The sequence below is a fragment of the Cytobacillus gottheilii genome (assembly GCF_900166665.1).
GTDB classification, from domain to species: Bacteria; Bacillota; Bacilli; order Bacillales; family Cytobacillaceae; genus Cytobacillus; species Cytobacillus gottheilii_A.
Genome location: NZ_LT800494.1, coordinates 273,468 through 290,697, shown reverse-complemented (window position 1 = coordinate 290,697; position 17,230 = coordinate 273,468). Strand labels below are relative to the sequence as shown.

The 17,230-nt window shown below is 39.4% G+C and carries 16 protein-coding genes; 5 read left to right on the top strand and 11 right to left on the bottom strand.

The annotated features are described in order from the left end of the window. Positions 1-520: 520 nt before the first annotated feature. The gene (locus B7E07_RS01650) at positions 521-1,888 is read left to right on the top strand and encodes a YjiH family protein (RefSeq protein WP_373886035.1); all 1,368 of its coding nucleotides are present in this window, start codon (positions 521-523) and stop codon (positions 1,886-1,888) included. A gap of 73 nt (positions 1,889-1,961) precedes the next feature. Here B7E07_RS01650 and B7E07_RS01645 read toward each other — a convergent pair whose 3' ends face one another. After that, the gene (locus B7E07_RS01645; protein WP_080843757.1) at positions 1,962-2,438 is read right to left on the bottom strand and encodes a hypothetical protein; all 477 of its coding nucleotides are present in this window, start codon (positions 2,436-2,438) and stop codon (positions 1,962-1,964) included. A 387-nt stretch (positions 2,439-2,825) separates the two neighbouring features. Here B7E07_RS01645 and B7E07_RS24305 point away from each other — a divergent pair, with 387 nt between their 5' ends. Next, positions 2,826-2,948: a hypothetical protein gene (locus tag B7E07_RS24305; RefSeq protein WP_257391373.1), complete on the top strand. Its 123-nt coding sequence runs from the start codon at positions 2,826-2,828 to the stop codon at positions 2,946-2,948. Positions 2,949-3,034: 86 nt separating this feature from the next. Here the strand turns inward: B7E07_RS24305 and ybaK are convergent, their stop codons facing one another. The 7 genes from ybaK to B7E07_RS01610 form a co-directional block, all read right to left on the bottom strand. Then, positions 3,035-3,514, bottom strand: a complete 480-nt coding sequence (ybaK, locus tag B7E07_RS01640) for a Cys-tRNA(Pro) deacylase (protein WP_080843756.1) — start codon at positions 3,512-3,514, stop codon at positions 3,035-3,037. 74 nt (positions 3,515-3,588) lie between these two features. Further along, complete coding sequence (locus B7E07_RS01635; protein ID WP_080843755.1) at positions 3,589-5,247, bottom strand: glycoside hydrolase family 13 protein; 1,659 nt, start codon at positions 5,245-5,247, stop codon at positions 3,589-3,591. Positions 5,248-5,453: 206 nt separating this feature from the next. Next, complete coding sequence (locus B7E07_RS01630; RefSeq protein ID WP_176215085.1) at positions 5,454-5,792, bottom strand: DUF4181 domain-containing protein; 339 nt, start codon at positions 5,790-5,792, stop codon at positions 5,454-5,456. A 44-nt stretch (positions 5,793-5,836) separates the two neighbouring features. After that, entirely contained in the window at positions 5,837-6,280 is a 444-nt protein-coding gene (locus B7E07_RS01625; protein ID WP_080843753.1) for a hypothetical protein, read from the bottom strand. 82 nt (positions 6,281-6,362) lie between these two features. Beyond that, positions 6,363-7,265 (bottom strand): NAD(P)/FAD-dependent oxidoreductase, encoded by a 903-nt coding sequence (locus B7E07_RS01620; protein ID WP_080843752.1) that lies wholly within the window; start codon positions 7,263-7,265, stop codon positions 6,363-6,365. Positions 7,266-7,339: 74 nt separating this feature from the next. Then, positions 7,340-7,942, bottom strand: a complete 603-nt coding sequence (locus tag B7E07_RS01615; RefSeq protein WP_080843751.1) for a hypothetical protein — start codon at positions 7,940-7,942, stop codon at positions 7,340-7,342. A gap of 10 nt (positions 7,943-7,952) precedes the next feature. Continuing rightward, the gene (locus B7E07_RS01610; RefSeq protein ID WP_080843750.1) at positions 7,953-9,134 is read right to left on the bottom strand and encodes a ParM/StbA family protein; all 1,182 of its coding nucleotides are present in this window, start codon (positions 9,132-9,134) and stop codon (positions 7,953-7,955) included. A gap of 599 nt (positions 9,135-9,733) precedes the next feature. Here B7E07_RS01610 and B7E07_RS01605 point away from each other — a divergent pair. Continuing rightward, positions 9,734-11,227 (top strand): peptide MFS transporter, encoded by a 1,494-nt coding sequence (locus tag B7E07_RS01605; protein WP_080843749.1) that lies wholly within the window; start codon positions 9,734-9,736, stop codon positions 11,225-11,227. A gap of 85 nt (positions 11,228-11,312) precedes the next feature. On the opposite strand, the gene B7E07_RS01600 is transcribed toward B7E07_RS01605, so the two are convergent. From B7E07_RS01600 to nagA, 3 genes are all read right to left on the bottom strand, one after another. Continuing rightward, positions 11,313-12,035, bottom strand: a complete 723-nt coding sequence (locus B7E07_RS01600) for a GntR family transcriptional regulator (protein WP_080843748.1) — start codon at positions 12,033-12,035, stop codon at positions 11,313-11,315. A 322-nt stretch (positions 12,036-12,357) separates the two neighbouring features. Continuing rightward, positions 12,358-13,080, bottom strand: coding sequence for a glucosamine-6-phosphate deaminase (gene nagB / locus B7E07_RS01595; protein WP_176215084.1), 723 nt, complete (start codon positions 13,078-13,080; stop codon positions 12,358-12,360). A 1-nt stretch (position 13,081) separates the two neighbouring features. Next, the gene (nagA, locus tag B7E07_RS01590; RefSeq protein WP_139785551.1) at positions 13,082-14,266 is read right to left on the bottom strand and encodes an N-acetylglucosamine-6-phosphate deacetylase; all 1,185 of its coding nucleotides are present in this window, start codon (positions 14,264-14,266) and stop codon (positions 13,082-13,084) included. Positions 14,267-14,441: 175 nt separating this feature from the next. On the opposite strand from nagA, the gene nagE reads away from it, so the two are divergent. Both nagE and B7E07_RS01580 read left to right on the top strand, forming a co-directional pair. Beyond that, positions 14,442-15,818, top strand: a complete 1,377-nt coding sequence (gene nagE / locus B7E07_RS01585; protein WP_080843745.1) for an N-acetylglucosamine-specific PTS transporter subunit IIBC — start codon at positions 14,442-14,444, stop codon at positions 15,816-15,818. 666 nt (positions 15,819-16,484) lie between these two features. Further along, on the top strand, positions 16,485-17,207 hold the full coding sequence (locus tag B7E07_RS01580; protein ID WP_080843744.1) for a DUF4230 domain-containing protein: 723 nt from the start codon (positions 16,485-16,487) through the stop codon (positions 17,205-17,207). Positions 17,208-17,230: the final 23 nt, after the last annotated feature.

Here is a 17,230-nt window from a genome sequence, read left to right as displayed (position 1 = left end):
CTTTTATTGCTTTATTGCCGGAACATTAGTTATCATTTTTTCCTAGTCAGATCAAAAAATGAGGCTGGGACATAAGTATTTAACACACTCATAGAACCGAATGGTTAGGAAGTTATCTTTCTAATCATTCGGTTTTTTATTTATGATTATAAAATATATTTTATGAACATGAGTGAAATGGAGCGGAGGACCCTCGACTCCTGTGGGCAATAGAGGAAAAGGTGAGACCCCGCAGAAGCTTTGCTTCGAGGAGGCTCAGCTTCCTCCCCACGGAAAGCGAGGGGCCGCAGCGCAGTGGAACGGACTTGTTTAAACACCCAAACCAAGATAGTGAATATTCGTGTTTTAGAAAGATTAATTTCGTTTTGTCCCAGCCTCTTTCGTTTTTTCTTTTAAAAAAGGTTTAAAAAACAAAGCATTGGTGGAATTTAGGTAGAGGGTAAGCAAATACATAAAAGAGTTGGCAATCTTATAGAAATGTATTAAAATTAGTTTTTGCTTATAAATATTAATAGAAAAGGTGAATGAATTGCAGCAAACAACAGAGAAGAAATATGCAGCCGCTGATTTAACAAAATTCATCATCCCTTCCCTTATTGGAATCGGTTTTTTTATGGTGCCAATTTCTTATGGCGGGGAAATTACGATCCCAATCGCCATTCTATCTAATTTTATTCAAGATGTACTTGCAGGATATATTCCGGCAATTATGACGGTCTTGATATTCATTACATTAATTGGCACACTTGCGGCTAAGTGGGCAAAGCCTGCTTTTATACAAAACAGTTCATTTTTCACAAATTTATTTGATGTTAGCTATATATGGGTGATTGCCCGGGTAATCGGCAGTCTATTCGCCATCGCAGCCCTGTTCAAAATAGGTCCAGAAGCAGTTTGGTCTGAGAATACGGGCGGATTGCTTTTATATGACCTGCTGCCGGTTTTATTTGCAGTCTTCCTATTTGCAGGTTTATTTTTACCATTGCTTCTAAATTTCGGTCTGCTGGAATTTGTCGGTACACTGTTAGCTAAATTGATGCGCCCTGTTTTTAAACTTCCCGGTCGTTCTTCCATTGATTGTGTTGCTTCATGGCTTGGAGATGGTACAATTGGTGTTTTGTTAACAAGCAAGCAGTATGAAGAGGGTTTTTATACAAAACGAGAAGCAGCTGTGATCGGTACAACTTTTTCCGTTGTATCAATTACATTTTCTTTAGTGGTGATCTCACAGGTTGGTTTAGGAAGCATGTTTGTGCCCTTTTATATCACCATCTTAATTGCAGGACTTGCGGCTGCTTTAATTAGTCCAAGAATCCCGCCTTTATCACGCAAACCTGATACGTATTATAATGGCGAGGCTAGCCAGGCTGATGAAAGCATCCCAGATGGGTACACCCCTTTTAGCTGGGGTGTTACAAAGGCTGTTGCTAAAGCAAGATCCCATAATGGAGTTACTGCATTCTTTCAGGATGGAGCTAAGAACATTCTCGATATGTGGATGGGTGTAGCACCAATTGTCATGGCACTTGGAACACTTGCCTTAATCATCGCTGAGTACACACCTGTATTTCAGATTCTAGGGATGCCGTTTATTCCAATTTTAGAATGGATGCAGATCCCGGAAGCAAAGGCCGCTTCAGAGACCTTGGTTGTCGGTTTTGCTGACATGTTCTTGCCATCTGTAATCGGTTCTGGAATTGAAAGTGAAATGACACGATTTGTTGTGGCAAGTGTATCTGTTACACAATTGATTTACATGTCTGAAGTGGGCGGTCTTTTGCTCGGCAGTAAAATTCCTGTTACATTTCTTGAGCTTGTCATTATTTTTATTCAAAGAACCATCATCACATTGCCGATCATTGTGATTGCGGCTCATATTATCTTTTAGTCATTGCCAAATTTTCTAAAAATAAAAAGACAATGAAGCTCTATGCAGGCTTCATTGTCTTTTTTGTGTTTATTTAGAAACAGCGGAAGCTGCTGATTCTTCTCAAATCTGTTCCATAATACGTCCAGCGATTCCTTCTCCAGCGCCAGCCTGCCACTGATCTTCTGCCTACATAGGTTGGATAGAACCAGAAGCTGTTTCCATTTTCAAGCCATACATAGGTATTGCGGCGCAGACACCCTCTAATGGCTCCTGAATCAACTGCATATAGGGACGGACCACCGCTGCCACTGAATTGCTGCTGCATTTGCGGTGTAAAGGAAGGTGGTGGTGAAGACGGAGGACCATCTTGACCCTCTCCTCCACCAAATCCAGGAAAACCACCTTGCCCTGGTCCAAATTCAGGAGGCTGAGACGGGAATCCTGGTTGGAATCCTTGTGATGGGAACCCTGGCGGAAACCCTTGTGATGGGAATCCTTGTGACGGGAATCCAGGGAAAATTCTCATTTGGTCTTCTTGGTACCCATATGGATATGGATTAAAATACATGGTTAATCTCCTCTCAAGACAGTCTTTATTTGTGTCTAATCGAATTTCGTTCAGATTATTGTATGCAATGTGCCTATATTGGGTGATTGTCCATATTTTTTTAGATGAGTTTTTTCGAAGTGGTTTGGATGGAATGAAGTATGACGCTAAATAAGGGATTTGATAGGAAGTTTGATTATTTTAATAGGAAAGTTAAGTAATTTGATAGGAAGGATGAAAGTTTTGATAGGAAAACCAGTTAGTTTGATAGGAAAAGCGAAAAGTTTGATAGGATAGTCCTTTAATTAAGTTTCAAAAGGCTGGTGTAAGTTTGAAAACTCTCTTAAAATTTTGCAAATGCGGGATTATTAAAATGAATTAGCGGTTGGTGATCATTTAAATCGCCATTTGATCGAAAAAACAAAGGAATTGATCGGAAAATTATTGACGGTGATCGAAAACTTCTGGGAAGTGATCAATAATTTACAAACATTGATCGAAACGCCTTCAAATCCTGCTTCTACGCTGTGAACCACTCCCACTACATGCATATTTTCTTTATAAAATTCACTCTTGCTTCCCACACCACAAAAAAGAGACAGGTTCTGCCCCATCTCTTAGTTGGTAGTGATTTCTGCTAACTTTGCAGAGACCACTTGTATCAATTCTTCAGTTTGCAATTCAACTTGGGCACCAATCCGGCCTCCGCTGACGATAATACGCGGCAGATCCCCGGCCTCTTTTGCGAGAAAAGTTGGGTACTGCTTCTTCATGCCCAGCGGCGAGCAGCCGCCGCGTATATAACCCGTCAGTTTTTGGATATCGTTAACTGGCACCATTTCAATTTTCTTTTCTTCTGCTGCTTTCGCCGCTTTTTTCAAATCTAATTCTTTTTCAACAGGCACGACAAAGACGTATATACCATTACTGGAGCCTTTTACTACCAAAGTTTTATAGACCATTTTTGGATCTTTTCCGATCTTATCCGCAACGGAGTTTCCATCAATCTTCCCGTCGTTGCTTTCATATGAAATAAATTCATAGTGAACTTTGTGCGAATCCAGAAAGCGCATTGCATTCGTTTTTCCCTTAGCCATTATAAAACACCCTATATCCTTTTAAAACCATTATAACATTTTTACCCAATTTTAATCATGGGATACAGCATAGGTTAAACTCGATATACTCGTGCTTCATATGGTTCTAAGGAAATTTCCTTCGTTGGTTCATGAAGAATATCACGGTAATTATGCAATAACAGGTTCTCCTGTTTCAATGTGTACTCAGAAGCGAAAGTCGCTTTTTCCATTGATAAATTGGTGATTACGACGACTTGCTCATTGTCGGATGTTCTTGTGTAGGCATATATTTGTTCGTCTTCTTCCAACAGCAAATCATAAATACCATACGTAAACAGCTCATGATTTTTTTTCAGCTGAATCATTTTTTTGTAAAATGATAGAACTGAGTGCGGATCATTTAGCTGTGCTTCCACATTAATGTGAACATAATTAGGGTTTACCTTCATCCATGGCTGCTCGGCTGTAAATCCTGCCTGATCCTGAGAAGACCATTGCATTGGAGTTCGACTATTGTCACGTGAAGACGCCCAAAGAATCTTCATAATTTCTTCATGGGGCACTCCTTCTTCACTCTTAAACTTATAAATATTTTTGGTCGCCACATCATCATAATCATCGATAGAAGGATAGTGTACATTAGTCATGCCGATTTCCTGTCCTTGATAAATAAAAGGTGTACCTTGCATAAGGAAGTACATTGCCGCCATTGCCGTTGCACTTTCATACCAGTATTTATCATCATTGCCCCAGGTTGACACAATACGAGGTTTGTCATGATTTTCAATAAAAAGGGCATTCCAGCCATCACTTTCAAGTCCTTTTTGCCATCTTGACAGTACCTTTTTCAATTCGACAATATCAAGAACAGGGTTTGTTTCAGCATCCCATAATCCTAAATGCTCGAATTGAAAAATCATATCCATTTTTCCCTCTTTGTCACCAACCCAAAGATCCGCTTCATCTACTGATACGCCGTTTGCTTCTCCAACAGTCATGACATCATAATTGGCGTATGTGCGCTCTTTAAACTCTGTTAGGAAAGGATGAATGCCTTCCTGATTCATATGCATATCAAAAGATGAAACATATTGTTTCTTCTTCGGATTTGGCATATCAGGCAAACCTGGACGTTTCTTTATGTGGCTGATGGCATCAATCCTGAAACCATCAATTCCTTTTTCCAGCCACCAGTTAACTGCGTCGTAAAGCGCATCTCTTACCTCGTCATTTTCCCAGTTTAAATCCGGCTGTTTAGTGGAGAAAACATGGAGATAATACTGATCCGTTGTTTCATCATATTGCCATGCAGAGCCTCCAAAAATACTTTCCCAGTTGTTTGGCTCTTTCCCTGCTTTGCCGTCTCTCCAAATGTACCAGTCACGCTTAGGATTATCCTTAGATGATTTTGATTCTATAAACCATTCATGCTCATCACTTGAATGATTTAAAACAAGGTCAAGAATCAGCTTCATCCCGCGTTTATGCACTTCTTCTAATAGTTCATCGAAATCACTCATCGTCCCGAAGTCTTCCATAATATCCTGATAATCAGAAATATCATAGCCGTTATCATCATTCGGTGATTTATACATTGGACAAATCCAAATAACATCTATTCCTAAATCTTTAATATAATCAAGCCTTTGAATAATTCCTTGAAGATCACCAATTCCATCACCATTCGAATCTTGAAAACTGCGGGGATAAATTTGATACCCAATTGCTTCTTTCCACCATATTTTTTTCATGTGAACCCCCCATTATATAGAAGCCTGTATTCGTATTTTTACTGTTCATCGTGCGCAAACGTTTGCATATTTCTACAAAAAAAAGCTGTGAAACATTCACCATTGCTATGCTCAGTGTAACGCTTACAAAGAAATTTTTCAACTGTTTTACGCCGAATAAAAAAGTCTTAGAATTTTGGGAGAATGTAAGGTTCAATCTTCAGGTTTTACAGAAGTACACCAACAACCCCAACCCCAAAAACTGCTATAACCAGCGATACAATATATTGTTTGGAGCCTTTTAGATACTTCCAGTCTATGAACGTTTGAAACCCCATTGTTACTATAACAAAAGCTATAAAAAACCACTTAAACATATGATCTTCTATGAAAAGTGAAAATATAATAATCAGAACGAGAAAAAGCAGGGGCTTTCCAATCAATTCAGCTTTTATTGCCCCATATTCACGCTCAGCTTCCTCATTGCCAAAGATGATCTTTCTTAATGGTAAATGCGAAAATGAAAGTATGAGAATGACTAATAGCAGTATGACATATTTGTCCAAGATTATGTCTCCCCTTACTGTTCATGCCCTCTTTCCAAAAAAAATTAAGCTCCCACAAGCAGCTGGTCTCGATATGGCTGCAGAGAATGAGCTTTGATGACTTGAAATAGCTGACTGTTGTTCCCAATCACAGCTTCAGCAAAATCCCAGGCATTTTCTTCAATTTGCAGAGCAATGCCCAGCTTGTCTATTTCTGTTTCGGCAAGGTCAAGCTGATCTGCAAGCGACAGTAAATCTTTGTCCTCGGCATGACCAATCTCATGAGCAAAAACAATTTCTATATATTCATTAAATAAATCTAATGATGAAAACAGCTGCAAGCATTGTTCTCGTATTTCTTCTAAATACAACGTAATTGTGTGAGATCCAATATGATACTTCCCGCCAGCAAAACGGTTCCCTGGAAAAAATGCTTCAAAATGAACGTTTGCTTTACTACCTGACCGTTCCAGCAAAGAATATAGTCTATTTTTTAGTCTTGTTTCCAATTTTTCACCTTTTCCCCTTTTTACTCTTACCCCATTATATGAAAAAACAGGAAATTAATAAATGTTATTTTATTCCTTTATTTTATTTTTGGTTTGGCATCAGTGATTTATGGATCCAAATCCCTGCCTGCGAGCCATCACCCATTGCAATGGTAACCTGTTCGGAATGAGCAATCACATCGCCAATGGCCCATACGTTTGGAACGTTTGTCATTTTTGTCCGTGCATTAACAATAATATGCTTGTTCTCCATGATTTCAGCCCCAAGCTGTTCAGCCAAGCTAGAATGAACAGCTGTGCCCCCGAACCCTAAGAAGCCCTTCTCAGCATATAAACGCTCTCCATTTTTTAAAAGTACACCTTGAAAAGCATCACCTTCTGACAGAACTTCTAAAATTTCTGCTTGAATGAGCTTGATCCCTTTTCTGTGCAGTTGTTTTTGCAGGGCTTCATCTGGCATTTCTTCTTCATGATTAATCATGATAATATCAGTCGTCCAGTAGGCAATTGTAAGAGCTTTATTTGCACCTGCATTGCCAGACCCGATCACAATTGTTTTTTTATTTAACACTTCATAGCCATCACAGTCTGGACATACATAGATGGATGTACCCAGACATGGCATGATGCCTGGAATTGGAGGAATTCTGTCCATTACACCTGTCGCTAACAGCAATCGAGTACTCTTATACGACTCTCCAGATTCAAGTTTGATTATAAAATTATCGCCTTCTGTTTGAGCCTTGACTGCCTTTCCTTTTACAAACTGAACTCCCAGGTTTTCAGCTTGTTTTTTGCCAATATCGCGTAAGGTTTGACCGCTTACTCCGTCTGGATACCCTAGAATATTATGATAGCTTTTACATATCCCTGAGCGGCCCCCTCCAGCATCGATCACTAGTACACGATGTTTATATCTCCCTAATTGAATTGCTGCCTGCAAACCCGCAATGCCTCCACCAATAATTAAACAATCATAGTTCATTTTTTAAGACCCTTCCTATATAGAAAATGAAAAACAAAGGACACCCTATTAAAATAGGATGTCCTCAATGCTAATTAACGATTCATATGAGCCAAAAATCCACCTAACAGCTCGTCCAAATCCTCAGCGCTTTCCTCTTCTTTATGTGATCTTTCTTGTTCAAGATCCTTTTTAGCGGCCTCCCAATTGAAATCTGCAAAATCATCTTCCAAATGATCCTGCACGCTTTCCTCATGGTTTTGGTGCAGTTCCTCACCCGTTGAGTCAGATGAAGGACCCACGGGCGCAACAGTCTTTTCAGCTGAAGCTGCTTCCTGTAAGTACAAGGCCTCTTCAATATCAGTTGACTTGCTGTTTAATGCTGCCAGCAGGGTTGTTGCTCTGACTGGATCATTAATAAGCTGATAAATTATACTTCCTAGTAAAGCCTCTGAGTGCTCATGCTTCAGCCAGTCCTTCTGTGATTTCGTTAAGTTCCTTGGTAAAGGGATGCGGATTGTTTCACGGCCGCTTGAACTCATCGTGCTGACACCGTTTATGACGAATTCCGCCATCTTGCTCGAAAAATTTCGTCTCTCCGTTTCACGGAGCTTTTGTAAACTCTTTATGATATGGTCAGGTGTATCAGAGGGAATACGAAAGGAAATGGATTGCCCTCGTTTCATTTCAGAAGCCATACAGCATCACCTAGTTTGCCTCTACTGGCTTTTTATCCTGTGCAGCAGAGTCCTTGTCCACTCTTCTTTTATAATCAGAAATCAGCTTGTAGTATGCATTGGACATCATCCAGATGCTTTCTTTTTCATCCTCGAAAAAGTCAATATTATAACCATCCAGGCTATTGTTTAATGCTTTTAAATAATCCTTTAAAACGGTTGAACCGCCGCCAACAAAATAGCAAATTTCGGTTTGGGAATTTTTTTGCCAAATATTACGCAGCAGGCGATATTGCTTCTTGGCAAGGTCTAGAAGAATTCTGTCTGTAATATCATGAACACTTGTCCTGCTTCCTCTTACCATAATATGATTGCGGTCATTCTTTTTCGTAATAATATCTACTACATCTCTGCGGCTGTCCAATTCAACGCCATGCTTGCTGCGAATTTCTTCACGAATAGCTTCAAGCGCTTCTGAAACACCAAGATTAAAGCCTTGCGCTTTATCATCATCAACGTTGCGATCTTTAATAACAGCTATATCAGTGGAAAGTCCGCCGATATCTTGAATTAAGATTCGCTTATCAATCAAATCTTTATTGATGATGTTTAAATCGCTGTCCATAACTAAATTAATGAAAGCAGCAAAGCCTTCTGGATATACCTTCACTTCTTCAAACTTTATATTTACTTTAAGCCCTTGATATTTTGGTGTGATTAAAAACTCTACTTGATGGACGGAACCTAATAGCTTTGAACGGTAGCCAGCATCCTTGCCTTCTTTTACTTCACGAAGCGGCAAACCAGTTCCAAGCATATAGCTTGCATCAATTGTATTTCCAGATTTTTTGAATTTTTCCGTTTTTTCAGCTTCTACTGCATCCAGTGCGATAGCAGCAAACAGCATAATGAGCGTTTGATCTTCTTCCGACTTGCTGCTGCCTGGATCTAATTCTGATGCATTATCACTTTTAGTGGCCAAACTTCCAACTCTGTAAATCGCATTGTTTTCTTTTAAAGCAGGGGAGTGGACTTTAATATGTAATCCGTCTAGAGGGTTTTTACTGTCTAACTCCTCAATACCAATAACCGGTCTGTCCTCGATATCTCGCGCAATTACATTAGGGATGCTCATCTCGGTTTCGAGCTTTCCAAAAATGGCTTTTACCGAATCATTTCCAACATCAACAGCAGCAATTCTTGAATTAACCATCCATCATCCAATCCTTTCATCTCTCTTAATAGTAAAAGAGGTAATACATAAAGAGTAAAGGAGATTCATAGATTAATCAATTATTCTTATAAAAACGTAATATAAGCGTAAAAACGTAAACAAAGTGTAAACAACGATGATTTGTCTGCAACTTTCGTCTACATGTTTACAAAAGTGTATATACCTTTATACATCAACATGCACACGCATTTGTTTACTTGTATACACAATTGTTTACAATTGTGTGCATTAATGTATACAAGTGTGCAAAAATGCACACTAAGTCTTGAAGTCCTCAAATCGAAAATAATTCACCTCACCGCTAGCTTCTTATTCCTATACAGCAGCTAGCAGTGTTAGCCGCAGGATCCTTCTTACTCTCCTCTTCCCTGCCCTCACCTAAAGATGTTGCAATTTTAACGGCTACTTGCCACACACCAATTTAAAACAAAAACTATTATTTTAAAAAAGTATAAATATATATAGCAGGTGCAAATATATTCCATATTTAAAAATATTTCAGAGTATTTCCAGAATAAAGTTTTGACATGAAAACATAAAAAGTATTATATTAATATATTATACAAGGAGGTTGTAAGATGTCAGACTTCAATAAACAGAAAATTGTGGCCAGTGTTCCTCAACGCGGCTTTTTTGGTCATCCTAAGGGTCTTTTTACCTTGTTTTTTACAGAGTTTTGGGAACGTTTCTCTTACTATGGGATGCGAGCTATACTTGTCTATTATATGTACTATGAAGTATCAAAAGGCGGTCTTGGTTTAGATGAACCAACAGCTTTAGCTATTATGTCTATTTATGGCTCTCTCGTTTATATGTCAGGTATAATAGGAGGCTGGCTGGCTGACCGCATCTTCGGAACTTCTAAAGCCGTATTTTATGGCGGAATATTAATTATGCTGGGACATATTGTTTTAGCGATACCAGGAAGTCTCGCCATGTTCTTCACTTCTATGGTACTAATTGTGATCGGTACCGGTCTATTGAAACCTAATGTTTCAAGTGTTGTAGGGGATATTTATAGTGAAGGTGATCACCGACGCGATGCGGGTTTTAGTATCTTTTACATGGGGATTAACCTTGGAGGATTCCTTGCTCCATTAATTGTTGGTGAGGTTGGAATGAAGCATGATTTCCACCTTGGCTTTGCAATAGCAGCAGTTGGTATGTTTGTCGGCTTACTCGTTTTCTTATTTACTAAAAAGAAAAATTTAGGTTTAGCAGGCACATATGTGGCAAACCCACTCTCCCCTGCTGAAAAGAAAAAAGTATATTCGATTATCGGAATTGGACTAGTTGTCATAGCCATTTTGGTCGCAATAACCATTCCGATGGGTATTTTAACTTTTGATAGCTTTATCACACTTATTGGTATACTGGGCATTGGGATTCCAACTGCATACTTTATTGTCATGTACCGCAGTCCAAAAACAACAGCAGTCGAGCGTTCAAGAATTATTGCCTATATTCCATTGTTTATTGCATCTGTAATGTTTTGGGCTATTCAAGAACAAGGATCTACAATTCTGGCAAACTATGCAGATAAGCGTACACAGCTCGAATTTGCAGGTTTTGAAATCTCACCTGCCTTATTCCAGTCATTAAATCCTATGTTTATTATCATATTAGCACCGGTGTTTGCTTGGGTTTGGGTTAAACTAGGAGATCGCCAGCCATCAGTGCCTAAAAAATTCTCTCTAGGTCTTCTTTTTGCAGGTATTTCGTTCTTAGTGATCTTGCTTCCTGCATATTTTGGCGGTACAGATTCACTTGTAAATCCTTTATGGCTCGTTTTGAGCTACTTTATTGTCGTTTTAGGTGAACTTTGTTTATCACCTGTTGGCCTTTCTGCAACAACAAAATTGGCACCTGCTGCTTTCTCTGCACAAACGATGAGCTTATGGTTCTTATCTAACGCAGCCGCACAGGCGATCAATGCGCAGATTGTTAAATTTTACACACCAGAAACTGAAATGATGTATTTCGGAATTATTGGAGGCGCCTCGATTGTTCTCTCCATTATCCTATTTGCTTTATCACCTAAGATTCAGTCATTTATGAAGGGTGTTAGATAGTAATTAAAAAAGACAGGTTTTGCGCCGCGAAGCGCTTCCTGTCTTTTTTCTGTGTGAATTTTGAAACAGCCATTTGGACTGAAACCTATCTCTTCATTTCTATCATGAATTTATACCGATCTGCACGATAAACAGATTTAACATATTCTACTGGTGTGCCATCATGTAAAAATGTATTTCTCTCAATAAGCAGAACAGGACCACCGGATTTTATTCTTAGATACTCTGCTTCATTTTGACTGGAAATCGCAGATTCGATCGTTTGAGTGGCATAATCAATCTGCAGTCCCAGCTTCCCTTCCATATATGCATACAAAGATTGATTAACAATATCTTCTGTAAGCCCCTTCATTAAATTGGCTGAAATATAATTCGTTTCTAATGCCATTGGGACATCATCAGCTAATCGAATTCTTTTTATTTCATATACTGGACCATGTTCGAGAATGGAAAGCTGCTGTGCAATTTTTTTGGTGGCGGGTATGAGCTGAAAGTGAACAAGCTGGCTACCTGGTACCATACCTCTTTTTTTCATATCTTCGGTAAAACTAGTTAGCCCTTGCAGAGGCTGCTCCAGCTTTCTCTCTGCCACAAATGTGCCTTTTCCTTGCACACGATATAGAAAACCATCATTTACTAGCTTTGTGAAGGCTTGTCTTACAGTCATTCTGCTAATTTGGAAACGTTCTGCATATTCTCGCTCCGCTGGCAGTGCATCTCCTGGTGAAAGATCTCCCTTTTCAATTAATTCTTTTATAAGTTCCTCTAGCTGATAATAGATTGGGACGGGGGAATTTTTATTAATCATGCTCCTCTCAACTGCTTCCTTTCTATATAGAAATTGCCTGGCTGTATATATCCATTTTAAGCTACTACTCTCGATTGTATATGAAATACGTTAAGATGCTGTAAAAAGTTTCAGGATGATTAAGACTATTAGTATTATGAAAATGGGCGTGAGTTTTTACTAGTTTGAAGGCTTTTCGTTGATTGCTTTTGTTTTCAAATTCTCAAAGCTGCTTAACTCGTTGTGTTCGGGAATAATTCTTGCCCCTGATCCCCGAAACAAACAGTACTCATCAATCACAGTTTATCTGAAAGAAAAAAGCCAGAAGAACCGTTCCTCTGGCTTATTCACCAATTGCCGCTTTGTCTGCAATTATTGTAACATATGGGTGATTTCTTAATATAGATGCCGGGAAGTTTTCCTGGATTTCTCCTTCCACCAGTTGTTTATAAGCTTCATGCTTATTTTCCCCAGATATCAGGAGAAGGATTTCTCTGCTTTTCATGATAGAGGCAATGCCCATGGTGATTGCCTGGTTTGGCACCTCATCAATATTGGCAAAATATCTGGCGTTCGCCTCTTTAGTTGATTGAGCAAGATCGACAATATGTGTAGGGCTTTGAAAGCTCGTTCCAGGTTCATTAAATCCGATATGACCATTTCCGCCGATGCCAAGAATTTGCAGATCAATGCCGCCCACGCTGGCCATTAGAGCTTCGTATGCTTCGCACTCTGCTTCTGCATCAACTGTGTTGCCGCGTGGCACATAGGTATTTTCCTTGTTAATATCAATATGATTGAAAAAGCGCTCATTCATGTAATGACGATAGCTTTGCGGATGATCTCCTGATAATCCCACATACTCATCCAGGTTAAAGGTTGCAATTCCGTCGTAAGAAGTACCATTTTGATTATGGTCCTCAATCAATCGCTTATAGGTTCCTTCTGGAGTTCCTCCAGTAGCAAGACCCAATACCATTTTTGGATTAGCTTTTACTTTATCTATAATATACTGAGACGCTTTTTCGCTCATTTCCTGATAATCATTTACTTTTATAATGTTCACTTTATTCATTCTCCTTTCGATAGGCAACTTCACCACGGCATAAGGTCAAAACAACATCATGCTCCTCATTCAAAATAACAATATCTGCATCCTTTCCTGCTGCGAGGCTTCCCTTGCGGTTAAATACACCAAGCTGTTTTGCTGGATTAACGGAAGCCATCTGGATAGCATCCTCTAATGAACAGCCGGTAAATTCAATCATATTTTTAACTGCGTGTCCAAGGCGCAATATACTTCCTGCTAATGTTCCGTCTTGAAGTACTGCTTTCCCATCAGCAACAGTTACATCCTGCCCGCCTAAATCATATTGCCCATTTTTCAGGCATTTGGCTCTCATGGAATCTGTGATTAAAATTAATCCTTCTTCACCCTTTTGCTTAAATGCAAGCTTGACCATCTCAGGTTTGACATGAACACCATCTGCGATAACTTCAACCATCAACTCATCATGCAGAAGGGCTGCTCCTGCCACACCAGGCTCACGGTGATGCAGACCGCGCATTTGGTTAAACAAATGGGTAACATGCGTGCATCCGGCCTCGATTGAGTCTTTCACTTCTTCGTATGTGGCATTTGAATGGCCAATGGAAGCAACAATACCTTTGCTGCTTAAGTATGATGCCAATTCCTTTCCGCCTGGCCGTTCAGGAGCAAGTGTTACTAATTTAATATTCCCTTGAGATAGGTTTTCCCATTTTTTAAAAAGTTCAACATCAGGATCAATAATATATTGAGAAGGCTGCGCTCCAGCCATCTCTTTGTTCACAAATGGTCCTTCAAGATGCACCCCTAAAATTTCAGCTCTTCCCTCTGGCTGCGGTTTACTCATATAGCCTGATGCAGCTTTTAGAGCCTTTTCTATTTCTTCCTTCTCTTGTGTCATGGTAGTCGCTAAAAAGCTGGTCGTTCCTTCTGCAGGCAAGGTATTCGCCATAGTCATAAGAGCAGATTCCATTCCATCCATTACATCTGCTCCAGCAGCACCATGTATATGCACATCTATAAACCCTGGTACTGCTGTCATATTATCCTGCAAATCAAAGACGACAGCCTCGGTTATATCTTGCAGGTCTTCTAATCGACCGATCTCACTTATTTTTTGGTTCGTAATTTTAATATATCCTGTATAAAATTGATTCTTTTCTGAATAGATTTGCATACCCTTTAACAAAATAGGCTTATCCATCATATTTCATCCTTTCATTTTCAAGGTCATTTTAGCATTACACTCATATAGTTGTCTATACCAATTAATCGTAAATTCATATAGACAACTAATAAACTAGCTGTTATGATTATTTCCATGATAAGCGCTTTCAGCTTCATACGTAAAACAACAAAATATATAAGGAGTGAGACTTATGTTAGGTTTTTTACAGCGTATCGGTAAAGCTCTAATGCTTCCAATCGCAGTATTGCCAGCAGCTGGTTTACTGCTTCGCTTTGGCCAGCCAGACTTACTGGATATCCCCTTTATGGCCAATGCCGGGGATGCTATCTTTGGAAATTTAGCTTTGATTTTTGCTATTGGTGTTGCTATGGGATTTGCGAAAGACAGCAACGGCGCTGCCGCTTTATCAGGAGCAATCGGTTATCTAGTTTTAACTGAGGGTGCAGTAGCCATTGATCCGGATATTAATATGGGTGTTCTTGGCGGTATTATTGCCGGGATTATTGCAGGGCTATTATATAATAAATTTCATGATATCAAATTACCGGATTGGTTAGGCTTTTTCAGTGGACGACGTTTCGTTCCTATCATAACATCTGTCACCATGATTTTGCTCGCATTCATTGCAGGTTATGCATGGCCACCTGTTCAGGCAGGTATTGATGGAATTGGAAATTGGATTATTGAACTAGGTGCCGTTGGTTCAGGTATATTTGGATTTTTAAACCGCTTATTGATTCCATTAGGACTTCACCATGTTCTGAACAGCTTATTCTGGTTCCAGTTTGGTGAATTTAATGGAGCAGCTGGTGATATTGCTCGTTTCTTCGCTGGAGATCCAACTGCCGGCGGATATATGACAGGCTTCTTCCCAATCATGATGTTTGGTTTGCCTGCAGCAGCGTTTGCTATTATCGCAACAGCAAAGCCAGAAAAGCGTAAAGCCGTCTCTGGTATGTTTATTGGTCTAGCGTTAACTTCCTTCTTAACGGGGATTACAGAACCAATTGAATTCTCATTTATGTTTATTGCACCACTTCTTTACGGAGTACACGCTTTATTAACTGGAGTATCGATGTGGTTAACATCTATGTTAGGCATTAGAGATGGTTTCACCTTCTCTGCTGGTGCAATTGATTACTTGCTGAATTTTAATATTGCCGAAAAACCGCTTCTTTTATTATTAATCGGTCTCATCTATGCAGCAGTCTACTTTGTCCTATTTTACTTCTTAATCCGGGCCTTTAACTTAAAAACACCGGGCCGCGAGGATGAAGATGAATCTCTTACTGAAGATGAAGACACGGAAACAACTGGCGGTACTAAATACGATAAAATGGCTAGTCAATTTATCAAAGATATTGGCGGCACAGAAAATATCGATGTGATTGATAACTGTGCGACCCGCTTACGTTTGAATGTTCATGATATGAATAAAGTAAATGAGTCTGCGTTAAAATCACACGGCGCCAAAGGTGTTATGAAGCTAAACAAAACGAATCTTCAAATCATTGTTGGTACAGATGTTGAGTTTGTAGCGGATGCAATGAAAAAACAAAATAAATAAAACGAAAGCTGACTGGGACTATTCCAGTCAGCTTTTTTTCTAATGAGGCGAAATGTGGCTTCGTTTGCTGATACTTAATATCCGCTTTACATCCGTATACCATTTACTGGATTTTACTGGTGTGTTTCCGCACTTTTCACACCTTAATATACCAGTTACTGGATTTTAGGAGTGCGTTTCTGCTCTTTTCACGCCTCTATATTCCATTTATTGGATTTCAGAGGTGCGTTTCCGCTCTTTTCACGCCTCCATATCCCAATTACTGTATTCTAGAGGGGTCTTTCCGCTCTTCCCTCCCCCCTAATCACCTTTATCTGGATTACAGTGTCTTATTTCTCCTCTTTTCGCACCTGCCTATTCCAATTAATGAATTTGACTGCCGTATTTCTGCCTTTTACTTGTTTCCATCCGTAACATGCTGAATTGTACGGTCATATTTCTGCTATTTTGCACACATCCTATGTCTCCTCACAATCATTTCCTATTCAGAGACGTCCTCCTGCAGAAGTTTTCTCTCAATCACAGCCTCTTCCAGTTTTAGGTACATTTGCATATCCATTGCGATCGTGATGGCAGTCTATTATACTATGAATATATTGTCTTTTTTCGACAATATTGGACATAATGCGTAATTTTGCATGAACCCCCGAAAAAGGAGGTCTTTTAATGAGAAAAAATCAGCGTAAAGCGGAATTAACTTCTGCACACGAGGAAGTAGCTGCAACTGCTGTCATGCGAAGCAGCCGAAAATCAGGATTTTCATTGCCTTTTTTCAAGCCTCTTAAATTGAAATTAATCTTTGCTATGCTTTTCACTGTGCTTATCATTGGTACTGGGGTATTTATGTACCAGAAATTCTTCACTGGCAGTACTTATGCTAGTGAAACTGTAAGCATTGTGGAGGAAGTTCGTGAGCTATCTTCTCTCGCAACTGCTGAAGCCGTAATTACAACTGTCATCAAAGAAGAAAATAATGAGATTTTTAATAAAGAGATCAGCGTAAACTTCCCTGGTACGAAAAGAACAATTCTGCTTGTTGTCCCAGCAACTGTTCTTGCAGGTGTTGATTTACAGTCCATCAGCAATGATAACTATACGGTAGACGAAGAAAAGAAACATATTACGATGACACTTCCACATGCGGAATTGCTGCAGGAGCCATCGATTCAAATGGACAAGGTTCAGACTTTTTCAGATCAAGGAATCTTTCGAAGTGATGTAGATTGGGAGGAAGGCTTTGACTTAGCTGCTGTTGCTTCAACTGATATAAAAGAACAGGCCGTTAACTTAGGACTTCTAACAAAGGCAGAGCAAAGTGCAGTTAATGCGCTCACAGGTCTTTTTAGCGGTCTTGGCTACACAGCGTCTATTGAATTTGAGGAAGAATAGGACCTAAAGCAAGTAGAGGGGAA